Origin of the sequence: Flavobacterium sp. N1994, assembly GCF_025947145.1 — a bacterium.
In the GTDB taxonomy this organism is placed as follows: domain Bacteria; phylum Bacteroidota; class Bacteroidia; order Flavobacteriales; family Flavobacteriaceae; genus Flavobacterium.
On record NZ_CP109999.1, the window covers coordinates 2,792,265 to 2,811,156 of the forward strand.

Annotated in this window: 19 protein-coding genes and 1 tRNA gene; 10 read left to right on the plus strand and 10 right to left on the minus strand. The window is 33.8% G+C overall.

The features are described from left to right. Positions 1 to 23 precede the first annotated feature (23 nt). The 4 genes from OLM53_RS12480 to OLM53_RS12495 all read right to left on the minus strand — a co-directional run bounded on the left by OLM53_RS12480 (position 24) and on the right by OLM53_RS12495 (position 5,082). Positions 24 to 437 carry a response regulator gene (locus OLM53_RS12480; RefSeq protein WP_264520559.1) on the minus strand — a complete coding sequence of 138 codons (414 nt, stop codon included), beginning with the start codon at positions 435 to 437 and terminating at the stop codon, positions 24 to 26. Between the two features lie 124 nt (positions 438 to 561). Next, the gene (locus tag OLM53_RS12485) at positions 562 to 1,584 is read right to left on the minus strand and encodes a PAS domain S-box protein (RefSeq protein ID WP_264520560.1); all 1,023 of its coding nucleotides are present in this window, start codon (positions 1,582 to 1,584) and stop codon (positions 562 to 564) included. Between the two features lie 10 nt (positions 1,585 to 1,594). Then, on the minus strand, positions 1,595 to 2,017 hold the full coding sequence (locus tag OLM53_RS12490) for a response regulator (protein WP_264520561.1): 423 nt from the start codon (positions 2,015 to 2,017) through the stop codon (positions 1,595 to 1,597). Next, positions 2,014 to 5,082 carry a PAS domain S-box protein gene (locus OLM53_RS12495; RefSeq protein WP_264520562.1) on the minus strand — a complete coding sequence of 1,023 codons (3,069 nt, stop codon included), beginning with the start codon at positions 5,080 to 5,082 and terminating at the stop codon, positions 2,014 to 2,016. The genes OLM53_RS12490 and OLM53_RS12495 overlap by 4 nt, the downstream gene beginning before the upstream one ends. Before the next feature lie 417 nt (positions 5,083 to 5,499). Between OLM53_RS12495 and OLM53_RS12500 the strand changes: the two genes are divergently transcribed. Next, positions 5,500 to 7,227: a hypothetical protein gene (locus OLM53_RS12500; protein WP_264520563.1), complete on the plus strand. Its 1,728-nt coding sequence runs from the start codon at positions 5,500 to 5,502 to the stop codon at positions 7,225 to 7,227. Positions 7,228 to 7,614: 387 nt separating this feature from the next. Here the strand turns inward: OLM53_RS12500 and OLM53_RS12505 are convergent. Together OLM53_RS12505 and OLM53_RS12510 are read right to left on the minus strand one after the other, a co-directional pair. Next, positions 7,615 to 7,689: transfer RNA gene (locus OLM53_RS12505), tRNA-Val, on the minus strand. 69 nt (positions 7,690 to 7,758) lie between these two features. Beyond that, a complete protein-coding gene (locus OLM53_RS12510; RefSeq protein WP_264520564.1) occupies positions 7,759 to 8,979 on the minus strand; it encodes a bifunctional folylpolyglutamate synthase/dihydrofolate synthase in 1,221 nt (406 codons plus the stop codon). 127 nt (positions 8,980 to 9,106) lie between these two features. Between OLM53_RS12510 and OLM53_RS12515 the strand changes: the two genes are divergently transcribed. Genes OLM53_RS12515 through OLM53_RS12525 form a run of 3 tightly spaced genes read left to right on the plus strand, consistent with a single transcriptional unit; the run spans position 9,107 to position 10,756 of the window. Beyond that, a complete protein-coding gene (locus OLM53_RS12515; protein ID WP_413614245.1) occupies positions 9,107 to 9,823 on the plus strand; it encodes a MotA/TolQ/ExbB proton channel family protein in 717 nt (238 codons plus the stop codon). Then, positions 9,804 to 10,199 carry an ExbD/TolR family protein gene (locus OLM53_RS12520; RefSeq protein ID WP_264520565.1) on the plus strand — a complete coding sequence of 132 codons (396 nt, stop codon included), beginning with the start codon at positions 9,804 to 9,806 and terminating at the stop codon, positions 10,197 to 10,199. The genes OLM53_RS12515 and OLM53_RS12520 overlap by 20 nt, the downstream gene beginning before the upstream one ends. A gap of 23 nt (positions 10,200 to 10,222) precedes the next feature. Further along, a complete protein-coding gene (locus OLM53_RS12525; protein WP_264520566.1) occupies positions 10,223 to 10,756 on the plus strand; it encodes a DUF4468 domain-containing protein in 534 nt (177 codons plus the stop codon). Positions 10,757 to 10,808: 52 nt separating this feature from the next. Here OLM53_RS12525 and OLM53_RS12530 read toward each other — a convergent pair whose 3' ends face one another. From OLM53_RS12530 to OLM53_RS12540, 3 genes are all read right to left on the minus strand, one after another. Next, entirely contained in the window at positions 10,809 to 11,687 is an 879-nt protein-coding gene (locus OLM53_RS12530; protein ID WP_264520567.1) for an energy transducer TonB, read from the minus strand. Positions 11,688 to 11,766: 79 nt separating this feature from the next. Next, positions 11,767 to 12,993 carry a Glu/Leu/Phe/Val dehydrogenase dimerization domain-containing protein gene (locus OLM53_RS12535; RefSeq protein WP_264520568.1) on the minus strand — a complete coding sequence of 409 codons (1,227 nt, stop codon included), beginning with the start codon at positions 12,991 to 12,993 and terminating at the stop codon, positions 11,767 to 11,769. Between the two features lie 125 nt (positions 12,994 to 13,118). Then, positions 13,119 to 13,370 (minus strand): hypothetical protein, encoded by a 252-nt coding sequence (locus OLM53_RS12540; RefSeq protein WP_264520569.1) that lies wholly within the window; start codon positions 13,368 to 13,370, stop codon positions 13,119 to 13,121. A 126-nt stretch (positions 13,371 to 13,496) separates the two neighbouring features. On the opposite strand from OLM53_RS12540, the gene OLM53_RS12545 reads away from it, so the two are divergent. Continuing rightward, a complete protein-coding gene (locus OLM53_RS12545; RefSeq protein ID WP_264520570.1) occupies positions 13,497 to 13,910 on the plus strand; it encodes a DUF1003 domain-containing protein in 414 nt (137 codons plus the stop codon). Here OLM53_RS12545 and OLM53_RS12550 read toward each other — a convergent pair. Continuing rightward, positions 13,879 to 14,961: an anhydro-N-acetylmuramic acid kinase gene (locus tag OLM53_RS12550; RefSeq protein ID WP_264520571.1), complete on the minus strand. Its 1,083-nt coding sequence runs from the start codon at positions 14,959 to 14,961 to the stop codon at positions 13,879 to 13,881. The genes OLM53_RS12545 and OLM53_RS12550 overlap by 32 nt on opposite strands. Before the next feature lie 94 nt (positions 14,962 to 15,055). Here OLM53_RS12550 and OLM53_RS12555 point away from each other — a divergent pair, with 94 nt between their 5' ends. From OLM53_RS12555 to OLM53_RS12575, 5 genes are all read left to right on the plus strand, one after another. Next, positions 15,056 to 16,195, plus strand: a complete 1,140-nt coding sequence (locus tag OLM53_RS12555) for an acyl-CoA dehydrogenase family protein (protein WP_264520572.1) — start codon at positions 15,056 to 15,058, stop codon at positions 16,193 to 16,195. Positions 16,196 to 16,305: 110 nt separating this feature from the next. Beyond that, entirely contained in the window at positions 16,306 to 16,983 is a 678-nt protein-coding gene (locus OLM53_RS12560) for a Crp/Fnr family transcriptional regulator (RefSeq protein WP_264520573.1), read from the plus strand. An 81-nt stretch (positions 16,984 to 17,064) separates the two neighbouring features. Continuing rightward, positions 17,065 to 17,478, plus strand: a complete 414-nt coding sequence (locus OLM53_RS12565) for a DM13 domain-containing protein (protein WP_264520574.1) — start codon at positions 17,065 to 17,067, stop codon at positions 17,476 to 17,478. A gap of 6 nt (positions 17,479 to 17,484) precedes the next feature. Continuing rightward, positions 17,485 to 18,384: a hypothetical protein gene (locus OLM53_RS12570; protein ID WP_264520575.1), complete on the plus strand. Its 900-nt coding sequence runs from the start codon at positions 17,485 to 17,487 to the stop codon at positions 18,382 to 18,384. 26 nt (positions 18,385 to 18,410) lie between these two features. Beyond that, entirely contained in the window at positions 18,411 to 18,839 is a 429-nt protein-coding gene (locus OLM53_RS12575; protein WP_264520576.1) for a YHS domain-containing (seleno)protein, read from the plus strand. The last annotated feature ends 53 nt before the right edge of the window (positions 18,840 to 18,892 follow it).

The window sequence follows — 18,892 nt, forward strand, 5'->3', positions numbered from 1 at the left end:
GCACTGTCAAAAGAAGGTTTGTTTTATTCTGAAATCAATTCATTGCAACTCCAATAATCTAGTAGTTTTTGAATTTTATAAACATAGTCTTCATATTTTAAAGGTTTAAGAAGATACCCAGCAATGCCAATTTTATAACATTCTTTGACATCTTTAAAATTACTAGAAGTGGTTAAAATAATGGTAGGGATATATCTTAATACAGGGTCTTTTTTTAAAATCGTTAAAAATTCTATTCCGTTAAGTTTTGGCATATTCAAATCTAAAAGTATTATATCTGGAAGGTTTTCTTTTGTTTCTAAAATAGCTAATGCACTATCCCCATTATTGGATTCAATTATTTGATGGGTTAGGCCTAAAGCAGCAATTACTCTGTTGAATTTCATCACCTCAATAGTGTCGTCTTCTATGAAAAGAATCTTTAATGTTTTTACCATTTTAACTTATAGATTTTCTTTTTAAATATTGATAATCAACATTTTTTGATTAAACAGTTACAAAAATATACGAAAGGAGTATTTTTAGGTTAAATAAATAAATATTTTTTTAATTATGGAATTGTTATTTTTTATCTAGTTGTATCCCTTCTGATTTTTTTGTAATATCTTTAATTATTACGTCAAGTTCTTCGGCAGATATTAATAAGTTATTTAATAAATTTTCACTGTCATTTTCTTCAATACCAAAATTTTTAATGATATCAATCAGACTCATCATCCTGGCTAAAGGCGCACGCACAACATGCGATTGTATCCAGGCAATTTCTTTTAGTTTTTCATTTTGTTTTTCAATGGCTTCAATATAAGAAAGTCGTTCTGTAACATCACTTGCCAATATAATTCGTCCAATAGAATCTTGAAATTGTATAATATTACTCTGAATTTCAACATAAATGATTTCACCATTTTTCTTTTTATGCCTAAAAGTCCCCAATGAATGCGAGCCTTCATTTTCATTTAAAAATTCCACTCTTTTGTGCATTTCTGGGATGTCTTCAACAGGTCTAATGTCTTTAATCGTCATACCTAAAAACTCCTGTAATGAATATCCATAATGTTTTTCTGCGGCCTCATTTACATCTAAGAAGCGTAAAGAAACAGTATCATAAACCCACATAGGCTGCGGACTTAAATGAAATAAATCGCTATATCGTTTTTCTGAAGTTGCTAATTGAAGTAAGGTTTTTTTCCTCTCAATATTGTAAATAATACTTTTATATAAAAGGTTGGCATCGAGTTCGTCTTTTATCAGATAATCAGAAATACCTAGTGATAATGATTTAATTCCAAAGGTATTATCAGACAGCCCTGTTAAAATGATTAATGGGGTTTCAGGACAAAGCAAAAACATTTCTGTGATAAGTTCTTCTCCACTTTTATCAGGCAATGAAAGGTCTAATAGTATTAAGTCACTACAAATGGTAGCATCTGTTACTAATTTTTTTGCTTCTTTGAAATTTTTAGCCCAGAAAATTTTTGGGGATAAAAACTGTTCTTCTAAATAATTTACAATAAGTGTATAATCACCTGGATTATCCTCAATAATCACAATTTGATACGGTTTATTATCTTTACTAGTTTTCATGGTATTTTATTTAAGGTAGTTGTACTATACTTATCCAGAAGCTTTCAATCTTTGTTACAGCAAGCATGAATTCATTTACATCTACAGGTTTGGTAATAAAGCAATTCACATAATTGTTATAGGCTTTATTAATGTCCTTTTCAGAAGAGGAAGTTGTCAGCATAATAACAGGAATGTGTCTATATTTTGCACTTTCTTTAATGTATTGCAAGACTTCGTGTCCGTTTTTCTTTGGTAAATTAATGTCGAGCAAAATAAGATTGGGTAATTCCTCATCCTGAAAAGGTTCTTTTAGGGTTAAAAAATCAATAGCTAGTTTGCCATCCTTAACAACATTAATAGTGTTGATTATTTTGCTTTCTCCCAATGCCTCTTGGGTTAGTAGAATATCCCCTTCGTTATCCTCTATTAATAAAATGTTTATTGCTTTCATAATTTATGTTGTTTATTTTTTGGAATGGTAAAGTAAAAAGTACTTCCTTGTCCTTCTTTTGATTCTAACCAAATTTGGCCCTTTAAATTATCAATAATTTTCTTTGATATAGCTAATCCAATTCCAGTTCCAGCATATTGGTCGGTTGTATGCAAACGCTGAAATATGACAAATATTTTATCAAAATACTCTTCATTGATGCCAATGCCATTATCCGTTATTTTAAATTGCCAATAATTAGTATGCTCATCAGAAGAGATAGTAATAATAGGTTTTTCGTTTGGTTTTGAATATTTTAAGGCATTGCCTATTAAGTTTTGAAATACCTGTTTTATTGGAGATGCAAACGTTTGTATTTTAGGAAGTTTGCCATACTCCATTGTGGCATTTTTTTCTTCAATTTGACTTCTGTAAAGTAACCTAATTTCATCCAAAACGGAATTTAAATTAACTTCTTCAAGTTTATCTTCATGTTTGCCGATTCTGGAAAAATCTAATAAATCTAAAATGATTTGACGCATACGTTTAGCTCCGTCAACTGCAAAGAAGATGTATTTTTTGCCTTTTTCATCAAGAACATCTTGATATTTATTTTCAATCTGAGTCAGAAAACTGGTAACCATTCTCAAAGGTTCCTGTAAGTCGTGAGAGGCTACATAAGCAAATTGCTCAAGTTCTTGATTAGAAATAGCCAGTTCTTTTAAGTTATTCTCTAAGGCTTTGTTACTCTTTTTAAGTTTAGTTTCTGTAGCTTTTCTTTCCGTAATATTTTTGAAATAAACCGTCAAACCTATACTAGATGGGAAAGCATTTAACTCAAACCACATTTTACGTGCCTTAGAGTATGTTTCTAATCTGACGGGTTTTTTTTCTAATTTGGCTTTTAAAAAGGCACTATGTATTTTTTCTGAAATGCGCCCTTCGTATATTTCCCAAAAATTTTTCCCGATCATTGCGTTTTCCTTCATGCCCGATATTGCTTCGGCAACCTTATTCCAATAGGTGACATTCCAATTGTTGTCTAAAGTATAAAAACCGTCTTGAATACTTTCAAGCGTATCAAATAACTTTAATGTAGTTATATATAATTCCTTTTCTTGTTTTTTTCTTTCTGTTACATCTCTTTCAATAGAAATCCAATGAGTGTATTCTCCTTTTTCATTAGTAACTGGATTTAATGAAAGGTTAACCCAATACTCTTTACCTTCTTTTGAATAATTAATTATAGTAATTTCACATGGTTTCCAATTGTCAAGGGATTTGTAAAAAAGGGCTAATTCTTTTTTATCAGTATTGGGACCCTGCAATAGCTGGTGAGTTTTTCCGATAATTTCTTCGGGCTTGTAACCGCTCATACGGGTAAAAGAGTTATTGACATATACAATTTTTCTTCCCGATTCGTCAGAAGGTACTGCTTCTTTGATGACTATGGCATCATTCGTATTTGTTACTACCGATTCTAATAGTTTTAGTCGTACCTCTTCCTCTTTTTTCTTGGATATGTCCTGCATAGCGCAGATGATTCTATTGGCTTTGCCATTTTTATCACGGATTATTATTCCTTTGTTGATGACATAGCAATAGTTACCATCATTTTTTTTGTATCGGTATTCTTCAATCCAATTGTTCTCCTTGCTATTAATGGTAGTATGATAACTATTTGTGATTTTTTCTAAATCATCTGGATGAACGTTTTCCATCCAACTTGCACTATTGTCATTTAGTTCTTTAAGATTGTATCCGAATATTTTTTTAAAACCATCTCCCCAATAAATTTTATCTTCTACTAAATCACAATCCCAAATGGCATCAAAAGTTGCTTTGGTTACATATTCAAAACGGTTAAGTGCTTTTTTAACTTCTTCAGTTCGCTCCTGAACTTTTTGTTCTAGTATTTCATTCAGTTTGTTCAGTTGTTCTTCAACCTTTTTTTGAGCAGTAACATCAATTAATGCCGATATAAAACAAGGTTCATCATCTATTTCAATTTTCTCAACTCTATAAAGTACCTCCAATAATTCACCGTTAGGTTTTTTAATTGTTCCTTCAATATCTTTTTTCTGGTTCTCATCTTTCAAGATTTTGGAAATCAATTTTTGGCGTAATTCGGTATCAATAATTTTTACATCAACCGATTTTTTCCCAATAAGGTCTTCACTTTTATATCCTGTTGTGTCGCAAAATGCATCATTCACTTGGATAAATGTACCATCTGACACTTTTGTAATTGAAATGGCTACTGGACTAAAATCAAAAATAGAACTAAACTTTTTATTCGCTTTGATACTTTCTTCTTCTGCTTTTTTTCTCTCTGAAATATCCCGGGCAATACAATAAATTTTACCTGTAATAGAATTGGGAGTAGCATTCCAATCTAACCAAAGATAGGAACCATCTTTTTTGCGATACCTGTTAGTAAAATGTATTACTTTCTCGCCAGATTTTAATTGGTTGTAGGCTTGTAATGAAGAGTCTATATCATCGGGATGAACAAAATCAATAAACGGTTTTGTTGTTAATTCGTTTTGAGAATATCCTAATATGGTATTAAAACTGGAATTAGCAATTTCAAAATATCCTTCATCGTTGGCAATACAAGAAAAATCGTTACTATTCTTGAAGAAATATTCAAACTCTTTTAATCGTTTTTCGGCTTTTACTTTCTCGGTAACATCAAGTACACAATGGATAATGTATTGTAATTCAGAAGTGTCATTAAGCAATGGAATGTTCTCTGGTTCCCAATATTTCAGTTCAAATTTTGACGTTCCTCGAATAGGAATATCATATTTTTGAATTGCCATTTTATTCCTTTTGTTGGTTTGTACAACAGTATGTAATGAATGGGATAAATTTTTAACTCCATCAGCAGCTGAGTCTAAATCATTGTCTGGGAATGCTTCAAAAATCCCTTTCCCAATTAAATCTTCGCGTTTAGAATTGGTAGCTTCTAGATAAGCTTTATTGACTTCGACAATAGTAAATTTTGGTGCGTCAATGTGCAAAACCAAACTTGGTGTAGGGGAAATGTTGAAGAATTCTGAAAGAGTGTTTTTACCAATCATATTTGGAAAATATAGCAAACCATCTTTTCCTCCAAAAAAAAGGAATCTTGGGTTTTTATGTTAAATGAGTGGTTTATTGTTTACAAAAATAATCGAATTTTCTTATATAGGAAAAGTTAGACTGTTAAAACTTTAACATTAAATAGTATTTTATCGAGAGATATTCCATTCAGCTATGTTAAATAGTCATTCAGCGAATTTAAAAAACCATTCGTCTATTTTTTGAAAATAGGAGTAGCGATAGGTTATAAGTTTGTTTATGAAATGCATCTGATAATTATTTTTTTAAGGCTTATATGCTGATTTTCAAGATTATTTCAATTGTGTTTTTGTCAATCAAACAATTAAAATTGAAGGTTTAAAATAGTAACTACTATTTAACTTCTCTAGAGATTAAACTTAAAACCCCAAACAATTATGAAAAAATTATTACACCTCTCAACAAACAGAATCTTATTAGTATACTTTCTTTTTGGATTTTATTTTTCAAGCTATGGACAAGCCACTGCTATTACGACATGGGCAATTACCCCACCTGCAACCACACCGGCTTGGGATAATGGACTACCAAATGAAACAACAGATGCTGTTATTGCTGCTCCTCTTACTACCATCGGAGAAGCAAATATTTATGCTTATTCCCTGTCGATTACAAATAACGCCACGGTAAACATTTCTTCAGGAAATACAGTACGATTGAGTGGGGCATTAACTGTAGATTCAGGAAGTTCAATTACATTTAATGATAATGCAAATTTGATTCAGGAAGGAACAACTAATTTGAATTCGGGTAACATAATTATGAAACGTAATAGTTCCCTATTAAAACGTTTGGATTACACCTTATGGTCAAGTCCGGTTACTGGCAGTCAAACCCTTTTGAATTTTTCGCCTCTAACTTTGACCAATCGTTTTTATAAATTCACCACTTATGAAGATATAGTACCGCCAGCCACAACAAGCAGCACTAATCAGTATACTGTTGTTGATCCATCAACTACTACATTTGCTATGGCTCAGGGGTATTTAATTAGAATGCCTAACAATCATCCATCAACCAATGCGACAAGTTGGGAGGGTAATTTTACAGGTGTTCCTAATAGTGGGGATTATAGTTTTACTATGGTTGATGGAGGAGTGGGGAATCGTTTTAATTTGGTAGGTAATCCTTATCCTTCACCTATAGATGCTGCTAGTTTTGTAGCTGCTAATAGTGACAACATAACGGGAACCCTATATTTCTGGAGAAAAACGAACAATGCCTTATCGCCAAGTTATTGTTCTTGGAGTTCATTGGGTTTTGCTAGTAACGGAGAAGCGGAAGTTTATGATTTAAATGGGGTTATTCAAACTGGACAAGGTTTTTTTGTTGAAGGTTCAGGAAATGGGAATACCCTTATTTTTAATAATTCCATGCGCACAAATGATCATTCCGATCAGTTTTTTAAAAACTCAAACGTAACAAATACAGTTGAAAGTCATAGAATTTGGCTTAATGCCACTAGCTCGAATGGTTCTTTTTCTCAATTGCTTATAGGGTATTGTACCAATGCTACTCAAGGTTATGATAGTGGGATTGATGGGAAATTTATTAATGATGGTGATATTTCTTTGACTACATTAATTGGAACTAATCGTTATGCAATTCAGGGAAGGGCCTTACCATTTACTACTTCTGATGTAGTGCCATTAAGTTTCAAAGCTACTAACGCAGGTACTTACACTATAGCGATAGATCATGTTGATGGGTTGTTTGCTGGAAACGCTCAAGATATTTTTATTAGAGACAATTTAGATGGTTCGTTACATAACTTGAACAATGCTTCATATACTTTCGTTTCAGAGGCTGGTACTTTTGCTAACCGTTTTGAATTGGTTTATCAAAATATGCTTAGTGTACCTAACAGCAGTTTTACCCCAAATTCTATTGTGATTTACAATCAAGAACATACTTTAATACTAAACTCAGGCTCAACAATGATGGCAACGGTACGTATCTTTGACATTAGCGGAAGAGTATTGTTTGAAAAAACAGGGATTAATGCTTCGGAAACCAGAATAAATGTTGGTGTCGCCAATCAAGTATTGTTAGCTGAGGTAACCACAATAGAAGGATTGAAAGCAACAAAGAAAATAGCAAACTAAGAACAAATTCAAACTTATTAGAAGGTATGTTGCAGATACTTTTAAATTACAGGAGCCGATTAGGAAACTAATCGGCTTTCTTTTTAGTATAACTAAGTAAGCTAAATAAAAAAGCAAGCTATTTTTGGTAGCTTGCTTTTTATTTTTCTTGTGGGCGATGAGATTTGATATTAAGAGGAGGAAGCCCAGTGGGCTTCAGGTATATTGAGCTTTAACTCATAAAGTATAATCTGGATTAGCTGCGCTGATCCCTTTTTGGGATTCTCTGAACAAGAAAACCAACTTGTTTGCAACAAGTCGTTTTTTTATTTTATAACGCCTTACAAAAGCAAGCTTTTGACACCATTATAAAATAAAAAAACCGAAACGAAGTTTCGGTTTTTCTTGTGGGCGATGAGGGATTCGAACCCCCGACCCTCTCGGTGTAAACGAGATGCTCTGAACCAACTGAGCTAATCGCCCGCATTGTGCTTGAATGCGAGTGCAAATATAGACTACTTTTTTGATAATGCAAATTAAAATTAAAAAAAATTATAAAATTTCTGCTACTACAAAAGTGCTTCCGCCCACATAAATTAAGTCATTCTTTCCAGCATTTTCCTTTGCGAATTGATAAGCATTTGAAACCGAAGAATATACTTTTCCAATTAGTCCAAAAGCAACTGCTTCTTGTTGTAGTATTGTTGCCTCTAATCCTCTTGGAATTTCAGGTTTACAGAAATAATATTTTGCTTTCTTAGGGAATAAAGGTAGAATTTCTGCCAAGTTTTTATCATTTACAACACCTAAAACAATATGCAATTGATCAAATCGCTCTTTTTGTAATTGATTCAAAACGATACGAAGTCCATGAGCATTGTGAGCCGTGTCACAAATTATTTTTGGATACTCACCTAATTGCTGCCACCTTCCTTGTAAGTTAGTGTTTTTAATTACATTCAAAAAGCCATCTTTTATGTTGTCCACAGAAATGCATAGAAGTTCTTTTTTTTGTAAAACGCTAATAGTTTGCAAAACGGTTTTTTTATTCTGAATTTGATAATCCCCCACTAATGCTGAAGGGTAAGTTTCTTCAATTAAATCAGACGCAAAGAAGATTTCAGAATTTGTTTCCTTGGCTTTTGCTATAAAGACAGGTTTCGTTTCAGGAACATATTCGCCAATTACTACTGGAATGTTTGATTTGATAATTCCCGCTTTTTCATAAGCAATTGCTTCAAGAGTATCTCCTAAAAATTGAGTGTGATCCAATCCAATATTGGTAATTACAGAAATTAATGGTGTGATGATATTGGTGGAGTCTAACCGTCCGCCCATGCCCACTTCAATAATGTTGATATCTGTTTTTTCTTTGACAAAATATTCGAAAGCTAATCCAACCGACATTTCAAAAAAACTCAACTGATGGGCTTCAAAAAAAGGTTTGTTTTTAGTAATGAATTCCGAAACATATGCTTCGGAAATGGGCTTTCCGTTACTAGTAATTCGCTCCCTGTAATCTTTTAAATGGGGAGAAGTATACAATCCCACTTTATAACCTGCTTCCTGTAAAACAGAAGCTAGCAAGTGAGAGGTTGACCCTTTTCCATTGGTGCCAGCCACATGAATGCATTTTAAATATTGTTCTGGATTTCCTAAATGTTTGGCTAACAAAACAGTATTGGTAATGTCCTTTCGATAAGCCGCAGCACCTTGTGTTTGGTACATAGGTAATTTATTAAACATCCAATCTAAGGTTTCTTTATAGTTCATAATTTTCGGAAAAATTTAACTGGGCAGTATACTTTAATACGTTTTTTTTCGTTTATATTGTGAGGCGTATTCGACGAGTACAAAATTGAAATTATTTTCAGAATTAATAGTAAAAAAACAGATAAATATGATAAGCACGTTTTTACAGTTACAAGTTGACACCTTAGCACAAGCACTTCCTGCAGTGGATAAAGCCAATACTGCTCTGACAAACGAAGTTTCGGTTTTAGAATTTATTTTTAAAGGAGGAATCTTTCTAATTCCAATTGCTATTTTATTGTTCTACACGTTGTATGTAATTTTTGAACGCTATTTGTATATTCACAAAGCGGCCAAAATCGATACACACTTAATGAAAGATATTCGCAATCATTTAAATAATGCGAATATTGACTTGGCGGTTTCTTCTGCTGAGAGAAGTGGCAATGCACAAGGAGCCATCATTAAAGAAGGTGTGCTTACTATTGGAAGACATATTGGCGAAATTGAATCTAACATGGAACGTGCAGCCAATATTGAAATTGGTTACATGGAACGAAGACTCGGACAATTAGGTTTGATTGCTGGTATTGCACCAACGCTCGGATTTATTGGAACCATTTCGGGAGTAATTAAGATTTTCTATGCTATTTCGGTGACAGAAGATATTAGTATTGGAAATATTTCAGGAGGATTGTATGAAAAAATGATTAGTAGTGGTGCCGGACTTATAGTAGGTATTATTGCTTACAGTGCTTATCATTTATTCAATGGTAAAATTGATGCCTTTTCATTATCGATTCAGAAGCAAGTATTAGAATTTATCAATATAATTCAAAGACCAAATGGCAATAAAACGAAATAAACGATTTCATGCAGAAGTCGCTACATCGTCTTTGAGCGACATTATGTTCTTCTTGTTGTTGTTTTTCTTAATTATATCGACTTTAGCAAACCCAAATGTTATCCGAATGACCTTGCCAAAATCGAAAACGAATGAAAAGACAAACAAACAATTAATCACGCTCTCCGTTACAGAGGAGAAGAAATTTTTCGTGGATAAAGAAGAAGTGGGTTTTGACCAATTGGAAGCTAAATTGTTGTCCAAAATGAATCCAGCTAAAGACCAAACGGTTATAATTAGGATTCCAGCCACTTTGCAAGTACAAGATTTAGTGGATGTATTGCAAATAGGAGTGAGGAATAAATTGAAGTTTTATATCGCCACAAGTCCAAAGTAAATAAAAAATTAAATAGTAAGAAGATGAAACTAAAAGGGATACTGTTGATGGTCTTTATTTCGGCATCAACCTTTGCACAAGACACCGCCTTCAAATTTTCAAAAGAAGGATTAACTGATTTTATAGTGACTTCATACGATAGTCCGGCTAAAGATTTATTCAAAAGAACAGTAGCTTGGGTTAAAGAAAACAATAAAAGCGCAGACGCCGTAAAATCAGTAGTAGAAGATGAAAAAATAACATTTCAAGGAGTTAAAGACAACTTCCTTTGCAGCAAAGCAGGAGGAACTACAGTTTGTTCCAATGCCACTTATACAATCGAAATTACTTTTAAAGATGGCAAATATAAATTCGCTGTTACTGATATTGTATTAAAAGATATCAATGGAAAAATCGCTAGACCTAATTTAGACGACTTCTCTGAATACTATGATAAAGATGGCAATGTGAAAAAATATTTAAGTGATGCGCCTAACTCTTACGAAGGGTTGTTCAACGGGTTAAACCAAAGTTTAGTAACTTATATGGATAAAAAGAAGAAAGCTGATAACTGGTAAACTTCTTAAAGAATAATAATAAAAAAATCCCGATTGTGAAATCGGGATTTTTTTATTGTTGTGCTCTTCGGAAAGTATAAATTATTTTTCCAACTTGAACTTCTGGAGCGTTACTATCCGCTTGCCATTTAGTACTCATTGCAGCAATTTTTGCTTGGTCTACTAAACATTTTGCGGTATTCGTCGTTCCTTGAACTCCAGCGGTAACTTTCAAAGTATTACCATTTCTGTCTACAGTAACTTCTACAGCAACTCTTCCTTGTTCTTGACAGATATAATCAGGTTGAGGTTTACTTAATGCTTTTCGGTTTCCTAATGAATACCCAGATCCACTTCCATTGCCTCCACCGTTTCCTGAGCCCGTTCCAGAACCACTTCCTGTTCCGTTTCCAGAACCGTTTCCACCACCAGAACCTGTTCCGCTTCCGTTACCGTAATAGCCATTAGAATTTAGATTCCCGTTAGCACTTCCTTTGTTTCCGCCTTTGGTATCATTTCCATCACCGCCTTTATTGCCTAGTATACTTGATAAGGCATCGTTAGCACTTTTAGAAACTTTTGGTTTTTCAGGTACAGGTTTGATGTCTTTTTTAACTTCAACTGGCGTTTTCTTAATGTTTTCCTTTTTAGGAATAACTACATTATCATCTGCGTTATCATCTGAAATGACATCTTCGTCAGGTGAAGTTTTAACTGGAGCAACTTTAGCTTGGTCTTTTACATTTAGAACTTCGCTTTTGTAATTATCTCCCATACCATATTCACTATCGCCAAAGTTCATTTCGATACCGCCACCGCCACCGCCACCCATGAGTTTCATGTTAGCAGGGGGCCAAAAGCGCAAAAAGAAAAGTAATAGTAGCAACAAAGCATACACTACTATCGTAATGGCTAAAGATTTTTTTTCATCGTTAGAGATTTCCAAACTCATAGCTATTCTTTTGTCTATTTATACAATACTAACGTTTAAAAGTACTAAATATTGTGTAATGTCAGCTGTTAATTTTTTATTAAACCAATTGTTTTAAGGCAATTTCAAAAGCAGTGGCACTGATATTCTTTTTATCTGAATTTAAGTTATGCGCTTTTTCTAAGGCTTTTTTTATGGTTTCTGAAATATCGTAGAAAATAGCTTCATCAGTCATTTGTACTTTTTTCTCCATGAAATAAGCAAAAACTCTGGCCATTCCACAATTCGAAATAAAGTCAGGAATTAAACTCACTTTACTATCAGTAGCTTCCATAATGCTTCCGAAGAAAATTTCTTTATCGGCAAACGGAACATTAGCTCCACACGAAATAACTTCTAATCCATGTTGGATTAAGTTGTCAATTTGTTCTTTGGTCACTAATCTTGAAGCGGCACAAGGAGCAAATACATCAGCCCCTAGCGTCCAGATTCTTTCGTTGATTTCTGTAAACGGAATCATATTCTCAGCTACCAATTTGTTACCATCTTTATTTAAAAATAATCTTTTGATTTCATCAAAAGTAAATCCTTCTTCATTGATGATGCCACCATCACGGTCAATAATTCCAACAATCTTAGCACCCATTTCTGCCAAATAAAATGCAGCTGCAGAGCCTACATTTCCGAAACCTTGTACAATGGCTTTTTTACCCTGTACATCACCACCATAAATATGATAATAATGACGCACGGCTTCAGCAACGCCATAACCAGTAATCATATCAGCAACAGTATATTTCCGTAAAACATCTGGAGAGAATTTTGGATTTTCAATTACTTTGATTACGCCTTGACGCAATTGACCAATTCGATTGATTTTATCGGCTTCAGTTGGTTTGAAATGTCCGTTGAAAACTCCTTCTTGTGGATGCCAAACCCCACATTCTTCGGTAAACGGAATAACTTCATGAATTTCATCCACATTTAAATCGCCGCCAGTACCGTAATAACTTTTTAACAAAGGAGAAACCGCTTTATACCAACGTTGTAAAACACCTTTTTTGCGAGGGTCATTGGGGTCAAAGTTAATTCCTGATTTGGCACCGCCAATAGCTGGTCCAGAAACAGAAAATTTCACTTCCATCGTTTTGGCTAAAGAAAGGACTTCGTTCATGTCTAGTCCTTTTCTCATTCTTGTTCCACCACCAGCAGCTCCACCCCGTAAAGAATTAATGACCGTCCATCCTTCGGCATCGGTTTCAGTGTCTTTCCAGTTGAATATTATTTCGGGTTGTTTGTTTTCGAATTTTTTAAGTAATTCTTTCATTGTAATTAGTTTGTTTGTGGTGCAAATATAGGAATTTGAGATTTATAGATTGGGATTAAATAGGTAGGATTTAGGCATAAAAAAACACCACTCCGGGAGTGGCGTTTTTATGGGATAAAAAATTCTTATTTTTTGTTTTCTTTGAAACGTTTGTCTGGAGTACCATCTTTTTTAAGTGGTCCTTTAGCTTCTTTATTTTCTTTAAAACGTTTGTCTGGAGTGCCATCTTTTTTCAAAGGAGCTTTAGCTTCTTCTTTTTTAGCTGCAGGAGCTTTGGTTTCTTTAGCAGCTTTGTCTGCTTTTTTAGGAGCTTGTTGTGCTGAGGCAGTAAGCGTAAATCCTATCATTGCCATTACGGCTAACATTAGTTTTTTCATCGTTTTTAAATTTTAAGATTGAGTAGCTAATGTATAAAAAAAGAAAATACAATTTGTTAAATATTAGTTATAAATCGATAGGTTTGATTAGTTTTAAACTTTACAAATAAACAACATTATATCAGCATGGGAATTATAAAAAATTGGCATGAGCAACATTCAGAAACCTTAAGTTTTGGTAGTCGTATAGCAGATAAAGTAGCTAATAATATGGGATCGTGGCGATTCATCATTATTCAAACCATAGTGGTTGCAATCTGGATGATTTTAAATTTTGTAGCCTTTGTTTCTCATTGGGATCCTTATCCGTTTATTCTTTTGAATTTACTTTTTTCTACTCAAGCAGCTTATGCCGCACCTATTATTATGATGGCCCAAAATCGTCAAAATGAGCGTGACAGAATTCAAGCACAAGCCGATTATCAAACTAATATTGATGCCAAAAAAGAAATTGAAGCTTTAACCATCAAACTAAACTCAATGGAAGTCGATAAGCTGGATAAAATTATTAGGATATTGGAAGCGATGGATAAAAAATAACTCCAGAAGAATGGTTGTGTTGGGCACCAGTAACACTGCTAAGCACATTAATTTCATTTCGTAATTTTAATACGCCAAGCAATCCGAAAATCAAAGCTTCTTTGTATTCTAGAGTTTTTGCATCAGGAATAACAAGCTTCATTTGGGGTAAGTGAAATTGCATTCTTTCTATTAAAAAACTATTGTAGGCTCCACCACCAGTAACTAGCATTTGGCCTTCTTTTTTGGGTAGTGCTAAAGCGGTTTGCAACGCGATATGCTCTGTAAAAGTTCGCATTTTGTCTTCAGTTGGAATGCTGTATTCCTTTAGCAAAGGCAAAACAGTGGCTTTCACAAATTCAAATCCAAGTGACTTTGGAAATGGTTTTTTGTAATAGTCAAATTCATTTAAGTCAGATAACAAACGAGCATTCAATTGCCCTGATTTTGAAATAGTTCCTTTATCATCATAATCCAGACCAAGTTTGTTGGCATAATAATTCAAAACGGTATTGACTGGAGAAATATCAAAAGCAATTCTTTCTCCATTCGTCTCAAATGAAACATTAGAAAATCCACCCAAATTCAAACAATAATCATACTCGGAAAATAAAATTTGGTCCCCAATAGGAACTAATGGAGCACCTTGTCCACCCAACTGAACATCTTGAACTCTAAAATCACAAACCACAGTTTGATTTAGGATATTGGCTATTTCAGGAAGATTGCCTATTTGAAGTGTAAATCCATTTTGAGGTTGGTGCAAAATGGTATGTCCATGAGAACAAATAGCATCAACATGTTGCAGTTGATGTCTTTCTATAAATGCTTTGATGACATTTGCCAAAAGTATAGTGTAATCCTGATTCAGTTTTGCTAATGCATCAGTGGAAAAATCAACGGCTACTTTTAGATTGTTTAACCAAAAAGGGTCATAAGAAATCGTCTCACATTCTAAAATTTCAAACTTCCATTTGCCCTCAATTATAGTGAAATGAATGTGTGCCAAATCAATACCATCAAGGGATGTGCCTGACATTACGCCGATAACATGGTAGGTTTCTTTAAACATTGGCTAAATTTACGAAAACGTTTGAAATTTTGACTTTATTATCATACTTTTGGGCACCAAAATTAAAGAATAGACTAACATAATTATCACAACTATGGATTTTAATTTAACCGAAGAACATTTAATGATTCAACAAGCTGCTAGAGATTTTGCTCAAGCGGAATTATTACCAGGTGTAATTGAAAGAGATGAACATTCCAAGTTCCCAACAGAACAAGTAAAAATGATGGGTGAATTAGGATTCCTCGGCATGATGGTAGATCCAAAATATGGTGGTGCTGGATTAGATAGTGTTTCTTATGTTTTAGCGATGACTGAAATTGCTAAAGTCGATGCTTCAGCTGCTGTAATTATGTCGGTGAACAATTCTTTAGTTTGTGCCGGAATGGAAAAATATTGTTCGGAAGAACAAAAAATGAAATATTTAGTGCCTTTAGCTAAAGGTGAAGTTATAGGTGCCTTTTGTTTATCAGAACCAGAAGCAGGAAGTGATGCAAGTTCTCAAAAAACAACTGCCAAAGATATGGGTGATTACTATTTGCTAAACGGAACTAAAAACTGGATTACCAACGGAGGAACGGCTTCTACTTATCTAGTGATAGCACAAACCGATGTGGAAAAAGGGCATAAAGGAATCAATGCTTTCATCGTTGAAAAAGGGTGGGCAGGATTTGAAATAGGTCCGAAAGAAAAGAAAATGGGAATCCGCGGAAGCGATACACACTCCTTATTATTTACGGATGTAAAAGTGCCAAAAGAAAACCGAATTGGAGCAGATGGGTTTGGATTCAACTTCGCTATGAACGTTTTGAACGGAGGAAGAATCGGGATTGCATCACAAGCTTTAGGAATTGCAACTGGAGCTTATGAATTGGCCTTAAAATATTCACACGAAAGAAAAGCCTTTGGCAAAGAAATTTTCAAACACCAAGCTATTGCCTTTAAGTTAGCCGATATGTTTGTAAAAATTACCGCGGCTAAATTGTTAATCATGAAAGCCGCTTGCGAAAAAGATGAAGGGAAAGACATTGCACATTCAGGTGCTATGGCTAAATTATATGCTTCTGAAATAGCTTTAGAAGTAGCTAATGAAGCTGTTCAAATTCATGGAGGTAACGGTTATGTGGCCGAATACCATGTAGAACGTATGATGCGCGATTCGAAAATCACCCAAATTTATGAAGGAACTTCAGAAATACAAAGAATTGTAATTTCTCGTGGTTTGGTATCATAATTTTTTGTAAATTTGTTATTGAACTACATAAGATTTTAAAATTAATACTCATTAAACCCTTTCAGCAATGAAAGGGTTTTTTGATTTGGAAAAATTAGTACATTTACTTCATGTATGAAGAACTAAAATATTGGTATCTCCGTGATCACAAATTGTTTTGGACCTTGAGTATGTCTCAAATCAAGCAGTTGTGTATCATTACCGGATTTAAAAAAGCTAAAAAGGGCGATATCATTTATTTTTCTTCTTCCGATTTACCTCGTGTTTTTTTACTCAAAAAAGGAAATATCAAAATTGTTTCTGTGGATGAAGAAGGAAATGAAACCGTGAAGGATATCATTCAAAAAGGAGATTTGTTTGGCGAATTAGAATTAGATAGCGATCAAAACTCAAATGAATACGCTAAGGCACTTACCGATGATATCATCATTTGCAGTTTCCTACTTTCTGATTTTGAAAATTTACTATTGCAAAATCCAAGTTTAGCGTTGTCTTATACCAAATTCGTTGGACTCAAAATGAAACGCATTAAAAACAATTATGCCAATTTGATGTCTAAAGATGCTAAAACTCGTTTGCTAACGTTTCTGAAAGATTGGGCTGACCGTGACGGAAAGAAAGAAGGCAATAGAGTCCTTCTCGAAAATTACCTTACCCAAACCGATATTGCTCAAATCATTTGTACCTCCCGTCAAACGGCCACTTTATTACTAAATGAATTAGAAGAAAACGGAATCATGCACTACGGACGCAAAGAAATCATCATAGAAGATATTTCGAAGTTATAGTTTTTTTATTCTAATTGTAAACTACCCGACATTTCTCTTTTAGTAACTGTAATAGCTTTGTTTAATAAAAAAACAAATGCTATGAAAAAGATTTTTTTACTACCCATACTTTTCATTTTTGCCTCTTGTCAGGAAGAAGGACCTTTAACAAAAGACAGCCAAGCTGAAGTTATAACGCCAACAGCGGTATTGAAATACTCAGGCACTTTTGTACCAACTGACGGCATTGTTGTTTCAGGAAAAGCTAAGATTTATCTCGAAAACAATCAGTACAAAGTACAACTCGACAATTTTTCTATTTCGGACGGTCCTGATTTGAAAGTCTATTTGTCTAAAGCGGCTACTCCAAATCAATTTGTAAACCTTGGAAATTTAACTTCCCAAACGGTATATCTTATTCCAGCCAATGTAAATGTGGCCGACTATTCTCATGTATTAATCCATTGTCAGCAGTACAATCATTTGTTTGCTATTGCCGCATTAACATCAAATTAAAAAATAATGAAAAAGACACTTTTAGTTTTTGGGTTACTACTTGCCGTAAATTATATGTTTTCTCAGGGTTGTAGCGATGCCGGAATTTGTTCCATCAATCACGGATTTCAATCGGAGGATAAATCATTTAAAAGCACACTCGAATTGGCTGCTATTTATAGTTTAGGCGAAGCGGATGTGGGGTATTTTTCTCCTTACATTTCGTACACAAAAAGATTCAGTGAGCGATTTTCTTTCACAAGTAAAGTTACTTACTCTACGGCTCATGGAAGTTTTGGGACGCGTAGTCAATTTGGAGATGCTTTTTTAATTGGCAATTACACTTTCAAAGAAAAGAATAAGAAACAGTGGAGTACTTTATTGGGCTTTAAATTTCCGTTCACTGCTTCTAATCTTAAGATTAACGGCTATTCGTTACCCTTAGATTATCAATCTAGTTTAGGAACTATCGATTTGTTTTTGGGAACTAATTTGCATTACAAGTATTGGGATTTTAATGGCGCTTTGCAGCTTCCTATTGTGAACTTAAATAATAATTCTTATTTCAAAGAATACGGTGGAACCAATGATTTTCCATCGACCAATTTATTTGAGCGTAAGCCCGATGCCCTTTTAAGAGCTACTTATTCTCTAAAAACACCCAATAAGAAATTTACGTTTAAGCCTAATGTATTATTCATTTACCATTTGGGAAAAGACAGTTTTGAAAACATTTTTGGACAAAGAGAAAACATTAAGGGTTCGGATGGTTTAACCATTAACGGAAATATAATAACTTCGTATAGTCTTACAAAACAAAGCAGTTTAGAATTGTCCTTGGCAACGCCTTTTGTGGTTCGAGATAGTCGTCCAGACGGATTAACTAGAAGCTTTGTTCTAGGATTGCAATATCAATATTCATTTTAATAAATTAAAAACATAAAATATAAAACATGAAAAAATTAATTTTAGTCCTGTTCGTTACAATGATTTCAGTACAAATCCAAGCTCAAAATCAGTATTTAAAAAATGGAGTAGCCATTCAAGGATTTGATCCAGTAGCTTATTTTGAAAGCAACAAAGCCATCCAAGGCAGAAGCGAAATCAATACCGAATATAAGAAAGCCATTTATTTCTTTTCCTCTGAAAAAAACAGAGCCCTATTTCTAAAAAAACCAGAAAAATATGTACCGCAATATGGAGGGTATTGTGCCTACGGTATTTCCGAAGGTCATGCCTCCCCAACCGACCCACAAGCCTTTACCATTGTGGATGATAAATTATACCTGAATTACAATTTGAAAGTAAAAGAAATGTGGTCAAAAGACCGTGCAGAACGCATTGTCAAAGCCAACGAGAACTGGAAAAAATTAAAAAAATAATATTTTTTGCCTCAAATGTAAAGTAGCGGACAAAGTCAAATTTTTACCCACTA

Excerpts from the sequence above, each read along its gene's own strand:
- OLM53_RS12480 (WP_264520559.1), bottom strand. The coding sequence starts at position 437 with ATGGTAAAAACATTAAAGATTCTTTTCATAGAAGACGACACTATTGAG.
- OLM53_RS12485 (WP_264520560.1), bottom strand. The coding sequence starts at position 1,584 with ATGAAAACTAGTAAAGATAATAAACCGTATCAAATTGTGATTATTGAG.
- OLM53_RS12490 (WP_264520561.1), bottom strand. The coding sequence starts at position 2,017 with ATGAAAGCAATAAACATTTTATTAATAGAGGATAACGAAGGGGATATT.
- OLM53_RS12495 (WP_264520562.1), bottom strand. The coding sequence starts at position 5,082 with ATGATTGGTAAAAACACTCTTTCAGAATTCTTCAACATTTCCCCTACA.
- OLM53_RS12500 (WP_264520563.1), top strand. The coding sequence starts at position 5,500 with ATGAAAAAATTATTACACCTCTCAACAAACAGAATCTTATTAGTATAC.
- OLM53_RS12510 (WP_264520564.1), bottom strand. The coding sequence starts at position 8,979 with ATGAACTATAAAGAAACCTTAGATTGGATGTTTAATAAATTACCTATG.
- OLM53_RS12515 (WP_413614245.1), top strand. The coding sequence starts at position 9,107 with ATGATAAGCACGTTTTTACAGTTACAAGTTGACACCTTAGCACAAGCA.
- OLM53_RS12520 (WP_264520565.1), top strand. The coding sequence starts at position 9,804 with ATGGCAATAAAACGAAATAAACGATTTCATGCAGAAGTCGCTACATCG.
- OLM53_RS12525 (WP_264520566.1), top strand. The coding sequence starts at position 10,223 with ATGAAACTAAAAGGGATACTGTTGATGGTCTTTATTTCGGCATCAACC.
- OLM53_RS12530 (WP_264520567.1), bottom strand. The coding sequence starts at position 11,687 with ATGAGTTTGGAAATCTCTAACGATGAAAAAAAATCTTTAGCCATTACG.
- OLM53_RS12535 (WP_264520568.1), bottom strand. The coding sequence starts at position 12,993 with ATGAAAGAATTACTTAAAAAATTCGAAAACAAACAACCCGAAATAATA.
- OLM53_RS12540 (WP_264520569.1), bottom strand. The coding sequence starts at position 13,370 with ATGAAAAAACTAATGTTAGCCGTAATGGCAATGATAGGATTTACGCTT.
- OLM53_RS12545 (WP_264520570.1), top strand. The coding sequence starts at position 13,497 with ATGGGAATTATAAAAAATTGGCATGAGCAACATTCAGAAACCTTAAGT.
- OLM53_RS12550 (WP_264520571.1), bottom strand. The coding sequence starts at position 14,961 with ATGTTTAAAGAAACCTACCATGTTATCGGCGTAATGTCAGGCACATCC.
- OLM53_RS12555 (WP_264520572.1), top strand. The coding sequence starts at position 15,056 with ATGGATTTTAATTTAACCGAAGAACATTTAATGATTCAACAAGCTGCT.
- OLM53_RS12560 (WP_264520573.1), top strand. The coding sequence starts at position 16,306 with ATGTATGAAGAACTAAAATATTGGTATCTCCGTGATCACAAATTGTTT.
- OLM53_RS12565 (WP_264520574.1), top strand. The coding sequence starts at position 17,065 with ATGAAAAAGATTTTTTTACTACCCATACTTTTCATTTTTGCCTCTTGT.
- OLM53_RS12570 (WP_264520575.1), top strand. The coding sequence starts at position 17,485 with ATGAAAAAGACACTTTTAGTTTTTGGGTTACTACTTGCCGTAAATTAT.
- OLM53_RS12575 (WP_264520576.1), top strand. The coding sequence starts at position 18,411 with ATGAAAAAATTAATTTTAGTCCTGTTCGTTACAATGATTTCAGTACAA.